This is a genomic window from Streptomyces sp. NPDC088732, from assembly GCF_044751205.1.
Lineage (GTDB): Bacteria > Actinomycetota > Actinomycetes > Streptomycetales > Streptomycetaceae > Actinacidiphila.
Genome location: NZ_JBIVLI010000015.1, coordinates 226,205 through 243,935, shown reverse-complemented (window position 1 = coordinate 243,935; position 17,731 = coordinate 226,205). Strand labels below are relative to the sequence as shown.

20 protein-coding genes are annotated in these 17,731 nt (G+C 71.1%); 11 read left to right on the top strand and 9 right to left on the bottom strand.

Going from position 1 to position 17,731, the window contains the following annotated elements; genetic code table 11:
* Window positions 1–236: 236 nt before the first annotated feature.
* Window positions 237–1,808 carry a cellulose binding domain-containing protein gene (locus tag ACIP9H_RS25630; protein WP_401586595.1) on the bottom strand — a complete coding sequence of 524 codons (1,572 nt, stop codon included), beginning with the start codon at window positions 1,806–1,808 and terminating at the stop codon, window positions 237–239.
* Window positions 1,809–2,022: 214 nt separating this feature from the next.
* Here ACIP9H_RS25630 and ACIP9H_RS25625 point away from each other — a divergent pair, with 214 nt between their 5' ends.
* Window positions 2,023–3,696, top strand: a complete 1,674-nt coding sequence (locus ACIP9H_RS25625; protein ID WP_401586593.1) for a hydrogenase maturation protein — start codon at window positions 2,023–2,025, stop codon at window positions 3,694–3,696.
* 4 nt (window positions 3,697–3,700) lie between these two features.
* Here the strand turns inward: ACIP9H_RS25625 and ACIP9H_RS25620 are convergent, their stop codons facing one another.
* Window positions 3,701–3,889 carry a hypothetical protein gene (locus ACIP9H_RS25620; RefSeq protein WP_401586590.1) on the bottom strand — a complete coding sequence of 63 codons (189 nt, stop codon included), beginning with the start codon at window positions 3,887–3,889 and terminating at the stop codon, window positions 3,701–3,703.
* 27 nt (window positions 3,890–3,916) lie between these two features.
* Window positions 3,917–4,354 carry a hypothetical protein gene (locus ACIP9H_RS25615; protein WP_401586587.1) on the bottom strand — a complete coding sequence of 146 codons (438 nt, stop codon included), beginning with the start codon at window positions 4,352–4,354 and terminating at the stop codon, window positions 3,917–3,919.
* A 184-nt stretch (window positions 4,355–4,538) separates the two neighbouring features.
* Between ACIP9H_RS25615 and ACIP9H_RS25610 the strand changes: the two genes are divergently transcribed.
* The gene (locus ACIP9H_RS25610) at window positions 4,539–4,955 is read left to right on the top strand and encodes a hypothetical protein (RefSeq protein WP_401586584.1); all 417 of its coding nucleotides are present in this window, start codon (window positions 4,539–4,541) and stop codon (window positions 4,953–4,955) included.
* Between the two features lie 144 nt (window positions 4,956–5,099).
* Here ACIP9H_RS25610 and ACIP9H_RS25605 read toward each other — a convergent pair whose 3' ends face one another.
* On the bottom strand, window positions 5,100–5,627 hold the full coding sequence (locus ACIP9H_RS25605; RefSeq protein ID WP_401961064.1) for a GNAT family N-acetyltransferase: 528 nt from the start codon (window positions 5,625–5,627) through the stop codon (window positions 5,100–5,102).
* Window positions 5,628–5,664: 37 nt separating this feature from the next.
* Window positions 5,665–5,817, bottom strand: a complete 153-nt coding sequence (locus ACIP9H_RS25600; RefSeq protein WP_401961062.1) for a hypothetical protein — start codon at window positions 5,815–5,817, stop codon at window positions 5,665–5,667.
* Window positions 5,818–6,064: 247 nt separating this feature from the next.
* Between ACIP9H_RS25600 and ACIP9H_RS25595 the strand changes: the two genes are divergently transcribed.
* Window positions 6,065–6,649: a DinB family protein gene (locus ACIP9H_RS25595; RefSeq protein WP_401961059.1), complete on the top strand. Its 585-nt coding sequence runs from the start codon at window positions 6,065–6,067 to the stop codon at window positions 6,647–6,649.
* A gap of 275 nt (window positions 6,650–6,924) precedes the next feature.
* Here ACIP9H_RS25595 and ACIP9H_RS25590 read toward each other — a convergent pair whose 3' ends face one another.
* The 4 genes from ACIP9H_RS25590 to ACIP9H_RS25575 all read right to left on the bottom strand — a co-directional run bounded on the left by ACIP9H_RS25590 (window position 6,925) and on the right by ACIP9H_RS25575 (window position 9,971).
* Window positions 6,925–7,188: a hypothetical protein gene (locus ACIP9H_RS25590; protein WP_401961056.1), complete on the bottom strand. Its 264-nt coding sequence runs from the start codon at window positions 7,186–7,188 to the stop codon at window positions 6,925–6,927.
* Between the two features lie 148 nt (window positions 7,189–7,336).
* Window positions 7,337–8,104 carry an ABC transporter ATP-binding protein gene (locus ACIP9H_RS25585; RefSeq protein ID WP_401961054.1) on the bottom strand — a complete coding sequence of 256 codons (768 nt, stop codon included), beginning with the start codon at window positions 8,102–8,104 and terminating at the stop codon, window positions 7,337–7,339.
* Window positions 8,101–8,697: a hypothetical protein gene (locus ACIP9H_RS25580; RefSeq protein ID WP_401961051.1), complete on the bottom strand. Its 597-nt coding sequence runs from the start codon at window positions 8,695–8,697 to the stop codon at window positions 8,101–8,103. Before ACIP9H_RS25580 ends, ACIP9H_RS25585 begins: the two co-directional genes overlap by 4 nt.
* On the bottom strand, window positions 8,694–9,971 hold the full coding sequence (locus ACIP9H_RS25575) for a hypothetical protein (RefSeq protein ID WP_401961048.1): 1,278 nt from the start codon (window positions 9,969–9,971) through the stop codon (window positions 8,694–8,696). The genes ACIP9H_RS25580 and ACIP9H_RS25575 overlap by 4 nt, the downstream gene beginning before the upstream one ends.
* A 795-nt stretch (window positions 9,972–10,766) precedes the next feature.
* Here ACIP9H_RS25575 and ACIP9H_RS25570 point away from each other — a divergent pair.
* The 8 genes from ACIP9H_RS25570 (at window position 10,767) to ACIP9H_RS25535 (ending at window position 17,610) form a co-directional block, all read left to right on the top strand.
* Window positions 10,767–11,846, top strand: a complete 1,080-nt coding sequence (locus ACIP9H_RS25570; RefSeq protein WP_401586556.1) for a hydrogenase expression protein HypE — start codon at window positions 10,767–10,769, stop codon at window positions 11,844–11,846.
* A gap of 90 nt (window positions 11,847–11,936) precedes the next feature.
* Window positions 11,937–13,721, top strand: coding sequence for a nickel-dependent hydrogenase large subunit (locus tag ACIP9H_RS25565; RefSeq protein WP_401586554.1), 1,785 nt, complete (start codon window positions 11,937–11,939; stop codon window positions 13,719–13,721).
* Complete coding sequence (locus tag ACIP9H_RS25560; protein ID WP_401586551.1) at window positions 13,718–14,239, top strand: hypothetical protein; 522 nt, start codon at window positions 13,718–13,720, stop codon at window positions 14,237–14,239. The genes ACIP9H_RS25565 and ACIP9H_RS25560 overlap by 4 nt, the downstream gene beginning before the upstream one ends.
* The gene (locus ACIP9H_RS25555; RefSeq protein ID WP_401961045.1) at window positions 14,236–14,877 is read left to right on the top strand and encodes a DUF5947 family protein; all 642 of its coding nucleotides are present in this window, start codon (window positions 14,236–14,238) and stop codon (window positions 14,875–14,877) included. The genes ACIP9H_RS25560 and ACIP9H_RS25555 overlap by 4 nt, the downstream gene beginning before the upstream one ends.
* Complete coding sequence (locus ACIP9H_RS25550; RefSeq protein ID WP_401961043.1) at window positions 14,874–15,503, top strand: DUF6084 family protein; 630 nt, start codon at window positions 14,874–14,876, stop codon at window positions 15,501–15,503. The genes ACIP9H_RS25555 and ACIP9H_RS25550 overlap by 4 nt, the downstream gene beginning before the upstream one ends.
* Window positions 15,500–16,912 carry a hypothetical protein gene (locus ACIP9H_RS25545; protein WP_401961040.1) on the top strand — a complete coding sequence of 471 codons (1,413 nt, stop codon included), beginning with the start codon at window positions 15,500–15,502 and terminating at the stop codon, window positions 16,910–16,912. Before ACIP9H_RS25550 ends, ACIP9H_RS25545 begins: the two co-directional genes overlap by 4 nt.
* On the top strand, window positions 16,909–17,442 hold the full coding sequence (locus ACIP9H_RS25540; protein WP_401961037.1) for a hydrogenase maturation protease: 534 nt from the start codon (window positions 16,909–16,911) through the stop codon (window positions 17,440–17,442). Before ACIP9H_RS25545 ends, ACIP9H_RS25540 begins: the two co-directional genes overlap by 4 nt.
* 63 nt (window positions 17,443–17,505) lie before the next feature.
* Window positions 17,506–17,610 carry a DUF6893 family small protein gene (locus tag ACIP9H_RS25535; protein WP_401586539.1) on the top strand — a complete coding sequence of 35 codons (105 nt, stop codon included), beginning with the start codon at window positions 17,506–17,508 and terminating at the stop codon, window positions 17,608–17,610.
* Window positions 17,611–17,731 lie beyond the last annotated feature (121 nt).

The following is a 17,731-nucleotide window of genomic DNA, read 5'->3' as shown; positions in this document are numbered from 1 at the left end:
AACTTTCGGTCACCAATCGTTCACACTGTGCACTATCCGTTGTGTCGCACTTGGGGCGGGGCTGGGCGCCGGATGAAAGGACTCAGCGGAGCCGGGAACTCGGTGAAAGCGCCTTCACGGCCCGACACATCATCTCCACATCGGCCGGAAAGCAGCGGGCCGCCACCGCGTCTTGTACGCGATGACGGCCCGATGGAGCAGTGAACGATGCGGCCGCGACGGCCGCCGGCACGGCGTCAGCCGCTGTAGCCCGCGAAGATCTTCGAGAACTCGTACGGCGACTGCGCGATGTTCGTGCACATGTAGAGCGCGCCGTTGCAGGCGTTGCGGTCGCGCGTCATCTCCCAGAAGGCCAGCATCCCCAGGTGCTTGCCCTGGGCGAAGCCGACCAGCTGGCGCGCGTCGGCCTGGTCGTAGATGCGGCCGTCGTCGTTCTGGCCAAGCATGGGCGTGACGCCGGTCATGGCCCACACCTGGGCGTCGCTCTTGGCCGGGTAGAGGGACTTGAGCTGGGCGAAGGTGCTGTTGGCGGCCTGGACGGCGGCGTCGCCGTAGTCGACCGAGCGGTAGTAGTCCATCGCCATGATGTTGACGACGTCGAGGGTGACCCCCGCGTCCCGCGCGGAGCGCACGACGGACAGCCCGTCGTCCGTCAGCCCCTCGGGCAGCGCGGGCAGGGTGAGCGAGATCCGCAGCCCGGGGTGGGCCTGCTGGAGGCGGGCCAGTGCCTGGGAGCGGCGGGCGACGGAGGCGGGGTCGGCGGTGGCCGCGCCCTCGATGTCGAAGTCCGCGTAGGTCAGGTCGTAGGCATTCACCACCGCGTTGTACTCGTTGTACAGCGCGTCGACCGTGCCGCACGCCTGGGCCAGTTCGATGCCCGACGCACCGCCGAAGGAGATCTTGACATCACCGCCGGCCGCGCGGATGGCGTCGATCTGGTCCTTGCCCCACGCCGCGCGCGGGTCGTAGGCGTTGAACCACATCGCCTTGCAGGACGAGGCGGTGATGAAGGCCATGGTGAAGCTCTTCAGACCGCTCGCCGAGGACATGGCGGTGAGGCTGGGCGTCGGCCACGCGCCCATGTCGATGTAGGGCGCGGTCCGCACACCGCCGGGCGGCGGGTTGGTGCCGCCGCCGGAGGCGGTCGTCCCGCTGACGGCGGTGCTGTACGCGGAGGTGTTGCCGGCCGCGTCCTTGGCCCGCACCCGGAACGCGTAGGCGGTGCTCGCCTGGAGCCCGGTGGCGGTGTACGAGGTGCCGGTCACGGCCACGGGCGTGCCGCCGTCCCGCGAGACCTCGTAGCCGGCGACACTGCCGGAGTTGTCCGTGGAGGCGGTCCAGCGCACGGTGAGGGACGAGCTCGTCGCCGAGCCGACCGTCACACCGGTCGGGACGCTGGGCGCGGTGGTGTCGGAGCCGCCGCCACCGCCCGTACAGGAGCCGCCATTGAGCTTGCAGCCGGTGGGGGCGCCGGTGCCGGCCGAGACCCAGCCGAAGGCAGCGGTGGCGCCGGGGGCCAGAGTGCCGTTGTAGTCACGGTTCTTGAAGGTGTAGTGGCTGCCGCTCTGGGTGAGCAGGGTGTCCCAGTAGGAGCCGACGGTGGTCCCGGAGGGCAGGTCGAACTCGACGGTCCACCCGTTGAGCGTGGTGGTGCCGCCGTTGGTGATCGTGTACTGCCCCTGGTAACCGGTGTCCCAGGTCGAGGTCTTCACGAAGGCCGCGGTCGGCGTGGCCGCGGCGGCGGGCGGGGCGAGGAGCAGGACGAGCGCTCCGACGAGCGCGGTGACCAGGGCCAGAGTTCTTCGCATCCATGCCTCCACAGGCGGGAACAGGCACCAATGTGGTCTGTACCAAAGTATCTGGTATAGACCTATCGACTTGATGCGTCCGCGTCAATAGCCGGTTCTGGCCGATCGGGTGACGCCCCGGCCGGGCCGCACCGGGCGGCGCCCGCGAGCCGGGCATCATCGCTCCCAAGAGTCCTGGCGCTCCCCGACCGTGCCGGGTGGCCGGGAGGTACGGATGCACATCCTGTTGGTGGCTTCTGCGTTCAACAGCCTGACCCAGCGGGCCCTGGTGGAACTGACGGAACTCGGCCACAGCGTCGCCGTCGAGGTGACCCCGGACGAGAACGCGCTGCGCGCGGCGGTGGCACGCTACGAGCCGGAGCTCGTCATCGCGCCGATGCTCAGGACGGCGATCCCGCCGGACGTCTTCACCGGCCGCACCTGCCTGGTCGTCCACCCCGGGCCAACGGGAGACCGGGGCCCGGCCTCCCTGGACCGCGCGATCCAGGAGGGCGCCGCCACCTGGGGCGTGACGGTCCTCCAGGCGGAGGCCGAGATGGACGCCGGGGCGATCTGGGCCTCCGTCGGCTGCTCCGTGCCGCCGGTCGGCAAGAGCGACCTGTACCGCGGGGAGGTCTCCGACGCCGCCATGGAGGCCGTCCTGCTGGCGGTCGACCGGGTCGCCTCCGGTGCGTACCTCCCGCGGTCGCAGACGGACCCGGCGGTCCGCCCGCACGTCCGCACCCGGCCGGCCGTCACCCAGGACGAGCGCCGCATCGACTGGGCCCGCGACACCACCGGCACCGTCCTGCGCAAGCTGCGCGCGGCCGACTCCCGCCCCGGTGTACGGGACGAACTGCTCGGCGCCCCCTGGTTCCTGCACGGCGGCCATCCCGAGCAGCGGCTGCGCGGCGGACCCGGGCAGCTGCTCGCCACCCGGGCGGGCGCGGTGTGCCGGGCGACCTCGGACGGCGCGGTGTGGATCCCGCGGCTGCGCGCCGCTCGCTCCCCCGGCGGCCCCGCGACCTTCGCCCTGCCCGCGGTCACCGCGCTCGGCGCACTGCTGCCGGCCCTCCCCGAGGTCCCCGCCCAGGAGGCGGACGAGGACGACTGGACCGACATCCGCTACCGCGAGCAGGGGGCCGCGGGCGTGCTCTCGTTCTCCGTCCCCGGCGGCGCCCTGTCCACCGAGGTGTGCCGGCGGCTCCTGACGGCGTACCGGCGCGCCTGCGCACGGCCCACCTCGGTGCTGGTGCTCGGCGGCGGCCGGGACGTGTTCTCCAACGGCATCGACCTCAAGACCATCGAGGCCGCCGCGGACCCCGCCGCGGAGTCCTGGGCCAACATCACGGCCATGAACGACCTCGTGGAGGCCGTCCTCACCACCACCGACCGCCTCGTGGTCGCGGCGCTCGGCGGCAACGCGGGCGCCGGAGGCGTGATGCTCGCCCTGGCCGCGGACGAGGTCTGGTGCCGCCAGGGCGTCGTCCTCAACCCGCACTACCGCCTGATGGGGCTGTACGGCTCGGAGTACTGGACGTACTCCCTGCCCCAGCGCGTCGGCCCCGGCACGGCGCGACGGCTCACCGAACGGGCCATGCCGGTCGGCGCCACGGAGGCCATGCGGCTCGGCCTTGTCGACCGGCTGCTGATGTGCGGGCCGCAGGACTTCGGTGCCGACGTGACACGGCTGGCCGCCCGCCTGGCCGGTACCTCCGCGGCCCAGGCCCGCGTCGCCGGCAAGAAGGCCGACCTCGAACGACGCGAGGCGATCAAGCCCCTGTCCGCCTACCGCGACGCGGAGCTCGCCCGTATGCGCGCCACCTTCTCCGACCCCCGGGCGCCCTACCACGCCCTGCGCGCCGCCTTCGTCCGCGGCCGTACCGCCCCCGGACGTGGGGCGGAGTGAGCGGCTACCGCTTCAGGGCCCGGTAGTGCTTGAGGAGAGCGGTGATCCTCTCGTGGTTCGCGCCGCCGCTGAGTGCGGCGACGAGATCATCAGGGCACAGCTGGTAGAGGTCGCCCCACCACCGGCGTCCCTTGTTGTCCCAGATGCGATAACCGCCCGGCACTCCTCTGGGCACGTACCGCCTCCGACTCACGTTGCCTCCTCCCCCGCCAAAGCGTCGTCACCAGGCCGGTCGCGGATCCTGGCGCTCTGTCGAGAAATGCGCCGGCACTGCCCCGTCCGCGTCCGTCCGGCACAACACCCCGGGGCTCGGTGCGTTGTCGTTGTCGCGCACCGGCGCGTGGAACCTCTGCGTGCGTGGCAGCGGCACCTCGACCAGCCTGCCGTCGTGGATCATCCACAGGCCGAAGCAGTCGTCCTCCTCGTCGTGGATCAGCACCTGAACGCTCCCTGGATTGGTCCATGGAAGCGACTCCAGGTGCTCGAGCAGTCCGGAGCGCGGCCGCTCACTGTAGAACTCGATGACCCACCCGCCGACGAACAGGCCGAGCGGCTCGAACCTGCCCGTCCAACTGCGCGAGTCGTCCCACCGGGTCAGCGGTTCCATGACCTCGTCCTCGTACGTCGCCAGCACGATGACCTGCGCGATTCTGCTCATGCCGGAATGTCACCGCACGCCGCGGGGCAACGGCAACCCGTTTCGGGCAACCACCGGCCAGGGCCGTCCCGTCCTCGATGACGCAATCCGCGGCGGCTTGCTGCATGATCAGCCCATGCGACACGAACCGCACGCCAAGGCAGGGGACCGTGGGATGCACAGGGTCCTCCTTCTCATCGCTTCCGTGCTGGTGGTGGTCGAAGTGGCCGTAGGGGTCCGGTTCTTCTGGGGCACAGCGCTCGGCGCCGGCCGGGTGATGTGCGAATGGGAAGCGGTCGGCACACAGACCGACTGTTCGACCACCGCGAACCAGTACATGCTCATCACCGGCGCCATGCTGACCGCTCTGCTCATGTTGCGCGCGGCAGCGGTGCTGGGTCTCCCCCGAGTCGCCGCCCGTACGCCTCGTTGGACAGCAGCGGCGGTGCTCTCGATCGTGGTCGTCCTGAACGTGTACTACCTGGCCCGTTGGACGACCGTCGAGGAAGACCTGCTGGAGGCCGTCGTGGCCGTGTACATCAGTGCCGCATGCCTCGCCTCCATGCGACGCCCCGTCGCCGGCATGCTCACACGCCTGGCGCAAGAGGTCTCGAACCGCTGACGGCCCGATGGGGCCGCTCCGAGAGTGCCAAGCACTCGCCATCCCGCATGGGAACCCCTCGCCCAGGCCGGAGCCCTCTACTGGGAGATGGACTCCTGACTCAAGACCACCCTGGACGCTCGACAACGGTCATGGGGGAATCGGTCAGTCACCCAGGACCCGTTCCCACAGCAGCGCGTCCCGCCAACTGCCGTCGAGGAAGATCGAGGAGTGCGCGACGCCGTACGGGCTGAACCCGTTGCGGCGCAGCACCCGCTGCGACGGAAGATTCTCCAGGTTGGTGGACGCCTCAGCGCGGTGCAAACCGAGTTCTTCCGTCATCACCCGGAGTACGAGGCCGACGGCGTGCCCGGCGTGGCCTTGGTTCTGGGCGACGCTGCCGATCCAGTACCCGAGGGAACCGCGGCGGAGGTGCGGCTGCGGCAGGATGCCTCCGACGGTGATCTGTCCGATGACCAGGTCGTCGACGAGCACCACGCCCGGCCAGACCCTGCCGGCCCGGTGTTCGGCCAGCAGCCTGTCGATCCGTTCCGCCTGGCCCTCCGCGGTGAAGAAGTCGGCCGGCTGGTCCGGTTCCCACGGCCGGAAAGCCTCGACGTCCCGCACCCGGTGCGCGGCGATCGCGCCGGCATCGGTGGGCTCTATCAGGCGGATCCTGGTGCTTCCACGCATGGACTGATCCTTGTCTGGGCCCGCCGGCGCTGCGCTGTCAGTTCTGGTTGACCGGCCAGGCGGCCGCCGGGTCGCAGTGGTCGGGACAGGCCAGAATATAGACCTCGTTGCCCAGAAAGAGCCCGTAGGTGTCGGGGCCGCCGCCACCGTCCGGCTGTTCCGGTTGACCCGGGTGGACGGCGAATTCCATGTCCTCCGGCACCTGGCAGAGATACACCAGATCCGCGCCGCACGCGCAGCGGTAGTACTCCGGGAACTGCGCCCATGACGGTGCGCCACCGACCTTGAATGTCTGCGCCCCGAATCAAGCCGAAGTCTCGCCGGCTTCTTGTGGCAGCTCCGGGCACTGGCCATCGCCGGACTTCGGCTCCTCCGGTCGGTGCGGTCCGCCTACGGGATGTTGAGGCCGCGGGTGGTCCATGGCAGGCTCATCCCGCATGATCGATGAATTCGCGAAGGACAACCTGCACGGGAGACTGCGGCGGGACCGCGAGGTACTGCTCTGGAAGCTCGACGGCTTGTCCGAATACGACGCCCGCCGACCATTGACAGCGACCGGGACCAACCTCCTCGGCCTGGTCAAACACGTGGCCGGCGTCGAGGCCCGGTACTTCGGCGAGGTCTTCGACCGCCCTTCCCCGGAGCCGCTGCCCCGGTGGCAGGACCACGACGGCAGCGATCTGTGGGCGACTGAGGACGAGACACGCGATCAGATCATCGAGTCCTACCGGCGGACGTGGGAACACTCGGACGCGACAATCAACGAGCTTCCCCTCGACGCCCCCGGCCATGTGCCGTGGTGGCCGGAGCCTCATCACAACACGAACCTGTTCGCCATCATGGTCCACGTCCTCGGCGAGACCAACCGGCACGCCGGGCACGCCGACATCCTGCGCGAGGACGTCGACGGCCGAACCGGGATGCGACCCGAACACGAGATGCAGATGGACAAGGAAGCCCGCGCCGCCTACTGCGCGAAGATCGAGCAGGCCGCCAGATCGGCCGCATCGGTCAAGGCATAGACGGCTGTGCCAGGTGGCTTGACGGTGTCCGTGACGGTATCTGCCGGAGTCGTTCGGTGTCTCGCCGACCACCGCGCACCGTTGGTTCAGCGTGTGGACCGAGGCCGGGTTGTGGCGCAGGCTGCACCGGGTGGTGCTGGACGAACTCGGCGCCAGCGGTGAGTCGGACTGGTCGTCCGCGATCGTCGATGCCGCGTCGGTGCGGGCAAAAAAAGGGGGAGGCCAATTCCTCGCCGCTACAAGAGACTCGCAGAACTCACCACGTGAGACGTCCTCTAAGCTTGCCCATTCCGGCGCTCATCCGGCAGAGCACTGCCTGCTGGGCCGGAGGCACGCTTCCGCCGGAGCTTGATCAGGTGGCCGATCAGCAAAGCGGTCCAGAACACTGCGAAGACCGCGGCCGGCACCCGCAGGTAGACAGAACTCCCGCTACTTGCGGCGGTCCAGACCCATCCGACGATCACCAGCCCCACGTAGGCCGGATTCTCAAGCACCGTCCGTCCGTTGGCCACCGTCACCTCCCCCTCAGCGAACATCATCCCCGGAATGAAGCAGCGGCACCAAGCCGGTCGCCCGGGATGGCCTCCCCCGGTGACCTCCCTCGACCAGCCCCTTGTGATTCGGGATTTCCCCCTGCCCCTTCCGCCTGGAACCCCCTGTGAAGGCCCTGGCCGCGCGGCGTGTCTGTCAGTGGACCCCGGCGTCCTGCTGGTCCGCTCGACCCCGCAGCGTCAGCGCGGTGTAGGCGGCCTCCGCGTGGCGGGAGTCCGGGGTGCCCGCGGGCGCCTGCGCGAGGAAGTGGTGGGGGGTGCCGTCGAAGCGGATGTGCCCTTCGGAGAGCACGGTGACGCGATCGGCCTCTCCGGCCAAGTCCGCGACGTCGTGGGTCGACATCAGCACGCTGAGACCCCCGGCGCCCACCGCGGTACCCAGCATGTCGCGGAAGAGGCGCCGCTGGGTGGGGTCCATGCCCGCCGTCGGCTCGTCCAGGAGCAGGACCCGCGAACCGTGCACCAGGGCGGCGGCGACTCCCACGCGTCGCAACTGACCGCCGGAGAGGGTCTTCACCCGGTCCCCCGCGCGGTCCCGGAGGCCGACCCTGGTGAGCGCTTCCAGCGCACGGTCCCAGGCGTCCCCGCGGTTCATGCCTTTCAACCAGCCCGTGTAGGCGACCTGCTCCCTGGCGGTCAGCCCGGCCATGGCGGTGATCTGCTGGGGCATCCACGAGACGTGCCGGCGGTATTCGCGCGTCGTCGAAGCGATCGCGTCCCAGGAGATGCGGCCGGACTGCGGCCGGATCACGGACGCCCCGAGCCGCAGGAGCGTGGACTTTCCGGCACCGTTCGGCCCGAGGAGTACGGTGAGGCCCTCCCGGAGCTCGTACGAGAAATCCGCCAGCACCGGCCGGTTGCGGCGCTTGTAGCGGTAGGTGCAGTCGGTGAACGTAAGGCTCATGGGCGCTGTCCTTGCCGAGTCGTCGTGTGGTGGTCGAGTCCGGCGCCGAGGATCAGGGCCGCCACAGCAGCGCCCGCGGCGGTGGACGATCCGAGGGCGTGGCCGGTGACCGCCCAGGGGAAGAAGTCGTCCGCGGTCCGGTGCCCGACCAGGACGACCAGGAAGATCCAGGCTGTGGGCAGTGCGATGCTCGCCCTCCCCAGCCAGGGACGCCCGCACAGTGCCATGCCGGCCAGGAAGAACGTGTTGCGGCCCGCCGCGACGACCGCGGGCGAGTCCAGGAGCAGTCCTCCTGCGACCGTGAACGCCGCGACCGCCGCCAGGGTGGCCGCGACGAGGCCGGTGTCCAGCCGGGCGATCCGGCGCACGGAGGTCGCCTCGGCCGCCTCCAGGCGGGAGTCGAGGCACTGCACGAGAGCCCCCACCACGAGCAGCGGAGTGAATCCGGCCAGCAGTACGGCGTTGCCCGCGGTGACACTGATCGCGGGAAGGACGACCGTCCCGTCCCGGAAGAGGAGCGTCAGAAGGACAAAAGCCGCCACAGCGGGGGCGAGCACGCTGTGGGCCAGGCGGGCCTTCAGCCACCAGGTCACGTGGCGCCCTCGCAGGCGGTGCGGGAGATGGACTTGTACCAGGCCACCTGCTCGGCCTTCGGCTTCGCCGACACCTCGGTCACGCTCCTGAGAACCTCGTGGTGCTGCGTCGGGGAGTAGAAGGGGTCACCGGCTGCGATCTGCCCGTAGCTGGACATGGTTCCGGTCTTCTTCTCCAGCCACAGCAGGACCGCCCGCCTCAGCGTCGGCTGCGGTGCCTCGCAGGGGAACGTCGTGTACCTGTCGATGATTTCGGCGCCGACCCGGTTCCGCTCCTTCGCCGTGGACAGGAGCAGATAGCCGGTCTCCTTGGTGTCTTTCGGGGTGAACCTGCCGTAGTCCAGGGCCTCTTCCAGCCGCTTCGGCGGCGCGTCGACGACCTTGTACTCCACCAGCACGGCGAAGGCCCGGTCGACCTCGGCGCCGATCTCCTTCGCCTCCCCCCGCGCGTTCTCGGGAAGGCAGACTTCGGGGGCCGCGCCGGTGCAGAGGGTGGGTACGGTCGCGACGTTCACGCGGGGGTTGTAGTTCCAGTCCTTCACGATGCTGTAGGAGACGAACGTGGCGCTCCCGCACAGAGCGACGGCGAGCACGCCCCGTAGCAGCGCGTGCCCCGGTGCCCAGGCGAGCGAGACGGCGACGGCGACCGCCAGGGTGGGCAGGAGGTGCGCCACCATCGAGCCGGCGGACGCGGTCTCCGCGAAGCCGAGGTGGGCGAAGTACTCGCCCGACATGTGCCGCAGGTAGAAGGGCTCCATGGCGTGCGGATACGAGACCAGGAGGAAGACCCCGCACGCCATGACCGGGACGGCCAGTGCGGGTTTCAGCCACTGTCCGGCGGCGAAGCCGATCACCCCGTGCGCCGCGCACAGCGCCATCCCGAGCAGCAGCGGGGGAAGACTCTCCGGGGTGGGCAGGGTGGGACGTTCGGCGAACGCCAAGGCCACCGGTACGAGAAGGACGAGCCATCCGATGGCCACCACGGGAGTCAGCGTCCAGGCGATGACCGTCCCGGTGCGCCGGTAAGGGACCGAGTCCTGGACGCGTGACTCCTTGAACCGTGCGCCCTGCCACGCGGACGCCGCGGAGACGAGCGCGTACGACAGGGCGTACATCTGCTCGATGGACCGCTGAACCAGGATCGGAGCGTACGGGTAGGGCCAGTAGACGACTTGGTCGTGAGTGGAGAAGAAATAGAAGGCGAGCGTCAGGCCGAGGGCCGGCCCCAGGGCCGCCAGGGCGGCCGACGACCGAACGAGGGTCGATATGCGCACACGTGCTCCGGAAGAGTCGGCAGTGGTGCCCGGTACAGGTACCGGGCACCACTACGCGGATCGTTCTGAACCGAGGTTGTCCAGTCGGCCTGCGACGCATCGACGCTCACCGTCGCCACGTTGAGCAGGCAGCAGGAACCGCCCTGGGCGACCTTGTCGGCCTCGAACTGCAGGGTGTCGGTGCCGCTCGGGACGTTCGTCCACTCGCCCCGGCTGACGTGACGCGTCTTGGAAATGAACCCCACCCTGATTTCCCGTACATCAAAGGTGAAGTTACGGGTAACGGGAAGGGGTCACCAGAACCAATCCAGCCATGATCATGTCACGAGGCGCTCGTGACCGAAAAGCGCTGCCGCGCACCTGAGGCGCGACACCCATGGCTTGGGCGACTCCGGGGGCCTCCCGGTCGCACCGACGCGACACCGACCCACAGGCATTCTCGGTCGGGGCCTGGCGGGCACGGCAAGCGATGCCACGTGGCGCCGGCCCGAGCCCACCAGGAGCCGAGGCGGCCGGCACGGCAAGGCTTCACGCCGCCGGCCGCCCTCTCGGACGCATCGCACCGGCGGGGACGAGGCCGGCGCAGCGGGTGCCGGGCCTGGCGGCCCGCCTGGGCGGGCACGGACCTCCGGGCCCAGAAACGCACAAGCGTTCGCACGAGCGCAACCCCGGTCCGGAGTGAAAAGCAGATCACCGGATTGGCCCTCTTGAACATCCCGCTCCGGCGAGCCAGTCGCTATCAAGGGGAGGAGATGCCGTTATGTGGCATTTGACGCTCTCTGAGGAGGCATCCCCATGGATGCGACTGCTTCGACCACGAACGCCGCCGCCCCCACCCCGGCCGACGACGAGGCGCCGATCCACATTCTCTGGATCAACGCCGGGCTCAGTTGCGACGGCGACTCCGTGTCGCTCACCGCCGCGACGCTGCCCAGCATCGAGGAGATCGCCCTCGGCGGGCTCCCCGGTCTGCCGAAGATCGCCGTGCACTGGCCGCTGATCGACTTCGAATGCGGTCCGGTCCAGGGTGCCGACACCTTCATCGAGTGGTTCTTCAAGGCCGAACGCGGCGAGATCGAGCCCTTCGTGCTGGTCGTCGAGGGGTCCATCCCCAACGAGTCGATCAAGGCCGAGGGCTACTGGTGCGGCTTCGGCGACGACCCGGCGACCGGCCAGCCCATCACCACCAGCGAGTGGATCGACCGCCTGGCGCCCAAGGCCCTGGCGGTGGTCGCCATCGGCACGTGCGCCACGTACGGCGGCATCCACGCCATGGAGGGCAACCCGACCGGCGCCATGGGCGTGCCCGACTACCTGGGCTGGGAGTGGAAGTCCAAGGCCGGCATCCCCATCGTCTGCGTGCCCGGGTGCCCGATCCAGCCGGACAACTTCGCGGAGACGCTGACGTACCTGCTCTACCAGGCGGCCGGCTCCGCGCCGATGATCCCGCTGGACGACAAGCTGCGCCCGGCCTGGCTGTTCGGCGCCACCGTCCACGAGGGCTGCGACCGGGCCGGCTACTACGAGCAGGGCCAGTTCGCCGACCGCTACGACTCCCCGCAGTGCCTGGTGAAGATCGGCTGCTGGGGCCCGGTGGTCAAGTGCAACGTCCCCAAGCGCGGCTGGATGGACGGCATCGGCGGCTGCCCCAACGTCGGCGGCATCTGCATCGCGTGCACCATGCCGGGCTTCCCGGACATGTTCATGCCGTTCATGGACGAGCCGCCCGGCGCGCGGCTGTCCAGCACCGCCAGCGGCGTGTACGGCGCCGCGATCCGCCGGCTGCGCTCCATGACGGCCAAGACCGTCGACAACGAGCCCAAGTGGCGCCACACCGGCCGCAAGCTCACCACCGGCTACAAGGCGCCCTGGTGACGTCACGGCACCCCACCGGCCCCTGACACCGTCCACCGACCCCGGCCGCCGACCCCGGCCGCCCCCGCTTGACGAAGGGCACGCAAGAACATGGCTCCGAAGACGAAGACGGCCGGAGACGGCAGTGGCCTGATGGAGATGTCCTGGGATCCGATCACCCGGATCGTGGGCAGCCTCGGCATCCACACGAAGATCGACTTCAAGCAGAAGCGGGTCGCCGAGTGCTACAGCACCTCGTCGGTCTTCCGCGGCTACAGCGTCTTCATGCGGGGCAAGGACCCGCGCGACGCGCACTTCATCACCAGCCGCATCTGCGGCATCTGCGGGGACAACCACGCCACCTGCTCGGTGTACGCGCAGAACATGGCGTACGGCGTCAAGCCGCCGCACCTCGGCGAGTGGATCATCAACCTCGGCGAGGCCGCGGAGTTCATGTTCGACCACAACATCTTCCAGGAGAACCTGGTCGGGGTCGACTACTGCGAGAAGATGGTCCGCGAGACCAACCCGGGTGTCCTGGAGCTCGCCGAGCGCACCGAGGCGCCGCACGCGGCGGAGCACGGCTACCGCACCATCGCCGACATCATGCGCTCGCTGAACCCGCTGGAGGGCGAGTTCTACCGCGAGGCGCTCCAAGTGAGCCGCTACACGCGGGAGATGTTCTGCCTGATGGAGGGCCGGCACGTCCACCCCTCCACGCTCTACGCGGGCGGTGTCGGCACCATCGCGTCGGTGCAGCTGTTCACCGACTACCTCACCCGCCTGATGCGGTACGTGGAGTTCATGAAGCGGGTCGTGCCGCTCCACGACGACCTCTTCGACTTCTTCTACGATGCCCTGCCGGGCTACGAGGAGGTCGGCCGCCGCCGCATCATGCTCGGCTGCTGGGGCGCGTTCAACGACCCGGACCACTGCGACTTCACGTACGCCAACATGACCGACTGGGGCCGGCGGATGTTCGTCTCCCCCGGCATCGTCGTGGACGGCAAGCTGGTCACCAACGACCTGACGAACATCAACCTGGGCATCCGGATCCTCCTGGGCAGCTCGTACTACCAGGACTGGGAGGGCCAGGAGCAGTTCGTCACGCACGACCCGCTCGGCAACCCGGTGGACCCGCGCCACCCGTGGAACCAGCACACCATCCCGGCGCCGCAGAAGCGGGACTTCGACGACAAGTACAGCTGGGTCATGTCGCCGCGCTGGTTCGACGGCAAGGAGCACCTGGCGCTGGACACCGGCGGCGGCCCGCTGGCCCGCCTGTGGTCGACGGCGCTCAACGGACTGGTCGACATCGGCTACGTGAAGGCGACCGGGCACAGCGTGGTCATCAACCTGCCCAAGACGCTGACCAAGCCGGAGACCACCTTCGAGTGGAAGATCCCGCAGTGGAGCAACGCGCTGGAGCGCAACCGGGCGCGCACCTACTTCCAGGCGTACGCCGCCGCCTGCGCGCTGCACTTCACCGAGAAGGCGCTGGCGGAGGTCCGCGCGGGCCGCACCCAGACCTGGGAGAAGTTCGAGGTCCCCGAGGAGAGCATCGGCGTCGGCTTCACCGAGGCGGTGCGCGGCGTGCTGTCGCACCACATGGTGATCCGCGGCGGCAAGATCGCCAACTACCACCCGTACCCGCCGACCCCGTGGAACGCCAGCGTGCGCGACACCTACGGCACGCCGGGCCCCTACGAGGACGCGGTGCAGAACACCCCGATCTTCGAGGAGAACTCCCCGGAGAACTTCAAGGGCATCGACATCATGCGCGCCGTGCGCAGCTTCGACCCCTGCCTGCCGTGCGGCGTGCACATGTACGTCGGCGGCGGGCGCACCGTCGAGAAGCTGCACGTCCCCACCGGCCTGAGCGGCATGGCCGGATGAGCGCGGAGCGGACCGCGCGGCGGATCGAGGAGATCCTGGACGGCCTCGCCGCCTCCGGCGACCGCGAGGCCGCGGCCGCCGCCGAGGAACTGGTGCGCACGCTCATGGAGTTCTACGGCGCGGGTCTGGCCCGCGCCGTGGAACTCCTGGAGAAGCGCGGAGCCGACCCCATGGCCGCGCTGCTGGCGGACGAGGTGGTGGCGGGCCTGCTGGTCCTGCACGACCTGCACCCCGAGGACACCCTCACCCGGGCCGGCCGCGCGGTGCACGCCGCCCGGGCCGGCACCTCGGTCGACATCGAGCACTTCGACCCCGACAGCGGCACGCTGCGGCTGGCCGCCCGCGAGGGCGGCGGCTGCGGGTGTCCCAGCACGACGGACGCCACCCGGCAGCGCATCGAGGCCGCGCTGTCGTGCTGGGCGCCCGAGGTGACCTCGGTGGAGCTGCCGCAGAGCGGCCCGGCGACACGCGAACCCGCGCTGCTCCAGATCGGCACGCGTCCGCCGGGGGCGCCGTGAGCCCGCAGTCCCCACCCGCGGCCGGGCTGCGCCGCTTCGTCGCCCCGCGCCCGGCCGCGCCCGAGCGGTGCGAGCTGTGCGGGGCGACCCTCATGGGCCCCCACCGGCATCTGGTGGACACCGGCCGGCGCGCGCTGGCCTGTGCCTGCACGCCCTGCTCGCTGCTCTTCGACCGGCCGGGCGCCGGTGGCGGGCGCTTCGCCGCGGTGCCCGACCGCTACCTCTCCGACCCCGGCTCGGTCCCGGACGCCGTCGCCTGGCAGCGGCTGCGCATCCCGGTGTCGGTGGCCTTCTTCTTCCACAACTCGTCCCTCGACCGTCCCGTCGTGCTCTACCCGAGCCCGGCGGGCGCCACCGAGAGCGACGTCGACCCGGGCACTTGGGACGCCGTCTTCGGCGACTCGCCGCTGGCCGGCGCGCTGCGGCCGGACGTGGAGACACTGCTGGTGCGCCGCGAGGGCGACGGCGGCGAGTGCTACCTGGCGCCGGTCGACCGCGCCTACGAACTCGTCGGCCGGCTGCGGCTGACCTGGCAGGGCTTCGACGGCGGGCCCGGTGCCCGCGCCGAACTCGCCGCCTTCTTCGACGACCTACGACAGCGGGCGGCCCGGGCGCCGCGGGAAGGGAACCGGCCGTGACCGAGCTGGGCTTCACGTGCACGGGCGTACGGGCCGATCCGTACGCCGCGGGACCGACGCTCGTCTTCCGGCTGCGGATCACCGCCTCCGGCGGGGAGCGGGTGCACGCGATCGCGCTGCGCTGCCAGTTGCGCATCGAGCCGGCGCAGCGCGCGTACGCGCCGGAGGAGGCCGAGGGCCTGGGCGACCTCTTCGGCGAGCCGGAGCGCTGGGGCAGCACGCTGCAACCGCTCCAGTTCGCGCAGGTGTCGGTGATGGTGCCCGGCTTCAGCGGCGAGGTCGAGGTGGAACTGCCGGTACCGTGCACCTACGACATGGACATCGCCTCCGCCAAGTACTTCGACGCGCTGCGGGAGGGCGAGGCGCCGCTGCTGATGCTGTTCTCCGGCACCGCCTTCCTCGGGCCCGGCGGATTCCAGGTGCTGCCCGTGCCCTGGCACAAGGAGGCCGTCTGCCGGCTGCCGGTCGCGGTGTGGCGCGAGACGATCGACGCGCACTTCCCCGGCTGCGGCTGGATCCGGTTGCCGCGCGGCTCCATGGACGCGCTGCGGTCCTTCCGCAGCCGGCACGCGCTGCCGTCCTGGGAGGCCACCGTCGAGGCCCTGCTCGCCGGAGCGGCACGGTGACGGCGGGCGCCGCGCAGGCGGCCGGAGCGACGGCGGAGACCTCGGCGGAACAGGCCGAACGCTTCGACACCGCCCGCAAGGCGGCCGACGCCGTGCTCTTCGAAGGCTACGTCCTCTACCCGTACCGGGCGTCGTCGGCGAAGAACCGCATGCGCTGGCAGTTCGGTGTGCTCGTGCCCCCGGCGTGGGCGGCCGCCTCGGGCGAACCGGCCGCGCAGCGCACGCAGCTCCTCATGGAGCCGCGCGCGGACGCGGTGCTCCACGCGGAGGTGCGCTTCCTGCACGCCCAGCGGCGCACCGTCCACCGCGCCCTGCCCGGCGGTTCGTACGAGCCGGTGGAGGAGCTGGAGCTGCCCGACCGAGTCCTGGTGCCGTGGGACGAGGGGATCGAGGAGCGCGTCGAACTGAGCGCCACCATCGAGGAGTTGACCGAGGGCGGCGTCACGCTGCCCTTCACCCTGCCGGCGGCGGAGACCACCGAGCCGGTGGAGGACGCGGGCGGAGCGCGGGTGGGCGCGGTCGTACGGCGCCGGGAGGCGCTGGAGGGCGTGGTCCGGATCACCGCGGAGGAACTGCCGGGCCCCTACCGTGTCCTGCGGCTCACCGCCGTCGTCGAGAACACCGGCGCGGGCACCGCGGCCCGGCGCGAGGACGCGCTGCCGTACTCGCTGGTGTCGGCGCACCTGATGCTGGGGCTGACCGCGGGCACGTTCGTCTCCATGACCGACCCGCCGCAGTGGGCGCGCGGGGCCGTCGCGGAGTGCCGCAACGAGCACACATGGCCGGTGCTGGCGGGCGACGACGGCGCCGCCGACGTGGTGCTGTCCTCCCCCATCATCCTGGAGGACCATCCGCGCATCGCGCCGGAGAGCGCCGGCGCGATGTACGACGCCACCGAGATCGACGAGATCCTGGCCCTGCGCACCGCCGCCCTCACCGACGAGGAGAAGCGGCACGCCCGGGGCACCGACGACCGGGCCGCGGCCGTCATCGACCTGGCGGAGACCATGCCGCCGGAGGTGATGGAGCGTCTGCACGGCGCCGTGCGGGCGCTGCGCGAGGTCACCGGGCAGGACCCGGTGCCGGACGTGACCGCGCCGGACACGCCCTGGTGGGACCCGGGCGCCGACGCCTCGGTGGACCCGGCCCGCGACCGCGTGGTGATCGAGGGCAGGTCCGTCGGCGCGGGCAGCCGGGTCGTGCTGCGTCCCGGCAAGCGGCGCACCGACGCGCAGGACCTGTTCCTGCACGGGCGCGGGGCGCTGGTGGAGGCGGTGCTGCACGACGTCGACGGCGGTGTGCACCTGGCGGTCACCGTGGACGGCGACCCCGGCGCGGAACTGCGGCGCCTTCAGGGCCGGTTCCTGTACTTCCAGCCCGACGAGCTGGCGCCGGCGGAGGAGGCGTGAGCGGCGGGGGCGTGCTGGTCGCCGGCATCGGCAACATCTTCCTGGGCGACGACGGCTTCGGCGTCGAGGTCGTACGGCGGCTGGCCGGGCACCCGCTGCCCGAGGGCGCCGAGGTCACCGACACCGGCGTCCGCGGCGTGCACCTGGCCTACCGGCTGCTGGACGGCTACCGCTGCGTGGTCCTGGTGGACGCCGTGCCGGGGGGCGAGCCGCCCGGCACCCTGTGCCTCATCGAGGTGCCGCCGCCGCCGGCGGGCGACCCCGGGGAACCGCCGGTCGTCGACGGCCACCGCATGACGCCGGACGCCGTCCTGGCGCTGCTCGACACCCTCAGCGCCGGCACGGGCGCGGGCAGCCGGCCCACGCGTGTGCTCGTCGTGGGCTGCCAGCCGGCCTGCCTGGACGAGGGCATCGGCCTGAGCGCACCCGTCGCCGCCGCCGTGGACGAGGCGGTGGGCCTCGTCCTGCGGGTCGTCGGCGAGGAGTGCGCGCGGGCCGGGAGTCCGCCCGCGGCGGCCCGTCCGCGATGAGCTGATCCGGCGAGCGAACCGCAACAACCGACACGACCGACACGACAGAAAGGAGCACCCGCCATGTGGAAGATCGCCCTCGGCGCGGTGGGAGCGGCCGCGGCCGTCCTCGCCATGTCGCGCGTCCTGCCCGACGTGAAGCGCTACATGCACATCCGGGCCATGTGAGGCCGAACGGGTACCCGCCGCCGGGCCGGCGGCGTGGGGGGGCGGGGGCCCCCCCCCCCCCCGCGCCCCGCCGGCTCATCCTGCCGCGTCGGGCGTGCGCACCGCGAGGAAGGCCACGTCG

Bases quoted from the DNA above. Each gene is read 5' to 3' on its own strand.
- ACIP9H_RS25560 (WP_401586551.1), top strand. From the start codon at position 13,718: ATGAGCGCGGAGCGGACCGCGCGGCGGATCGAGGAGATCCTGGACGGC.
- ACIP9H_RS25585 (WP_401961054.1), bottom strand. From the start codon at position 8,104: ATGAGCCTTACGTTCACCGACTGCACCTACCGCTACAAGCGCCGCAAC.
- ACIP9H_RS25595 (WP_401961059.1), top strand. From the start codon at position 6,065: ATGATCGATGAATTCGCGAAGGACAACCTGCACGGGAGACTGCGGCGG.
- ACIP9H_RS25615 (WP_401586587.1), bottom strand. From the start codon at position 4,354: ATGAGCAGAATCGCGCAGGTCATCGTGCTGGCGACGTACGAGGACGAG.
- ACIP9H_RS25535 (WP_401586539.1), top strand. From the start codon at position 17,506: ATGTGGAAGATCGCCCTCGGCGCGGTGGGAGCGGCCGCGGCCGTCCTC.
- ACIP9H_RS25625 (WP_401586593.1), top strand. From the start codon at position 2,023: ATGCACATCCTGTTGGTGGCTTCTGCGTTCAACAGCCTGACCCAGCGG.
- ACIP9H_RS25600 (WP_401961062.1), bottom strand. From the start codon at position 5,817: ATGGAATTCGCCGTCCACCCGGGTCAACCGGAACAGCCGGACGGTGGC.
- ACIP9H_RS25565 (WP_401586554.1), top strand. From the start codon at position 11,937: ATGGCTCCGAAGACGAAGACGGCCGGAGACGGCAGTGGCCTGATGGAG.
- ACIP9H_RS25630 (WP_401586595.1), bottom strand. From the start codon at position 1,808: ATGCGAAGAACTCTGGCCCTGGTCACCGCGCTCGTCGGAGCGCTCGTC.
- ACIP9H_RS25590 (WP_401961056.1), bottom strand. From the start codon at position 7,188: ATGATGTTCGCTGAGGGGGAGGTGACGGTGGCCAACGGACGGACGGTG.
- ACIP9H_RS25570 (WP_401586556.1), top strand. From the start codon at position 10,767: ATGGATGCGACTGCTTCGACCACGAACGCCGCCGCCCCCACCCCGGCC.
- ACIP9H_RS25605 (WP_401961064.1), bottom strand. From the start codon at position 5,627: ATGCGTGGAAGCACCAGGATCCGCCTGATAGAGCCCACCGATGCCGGC.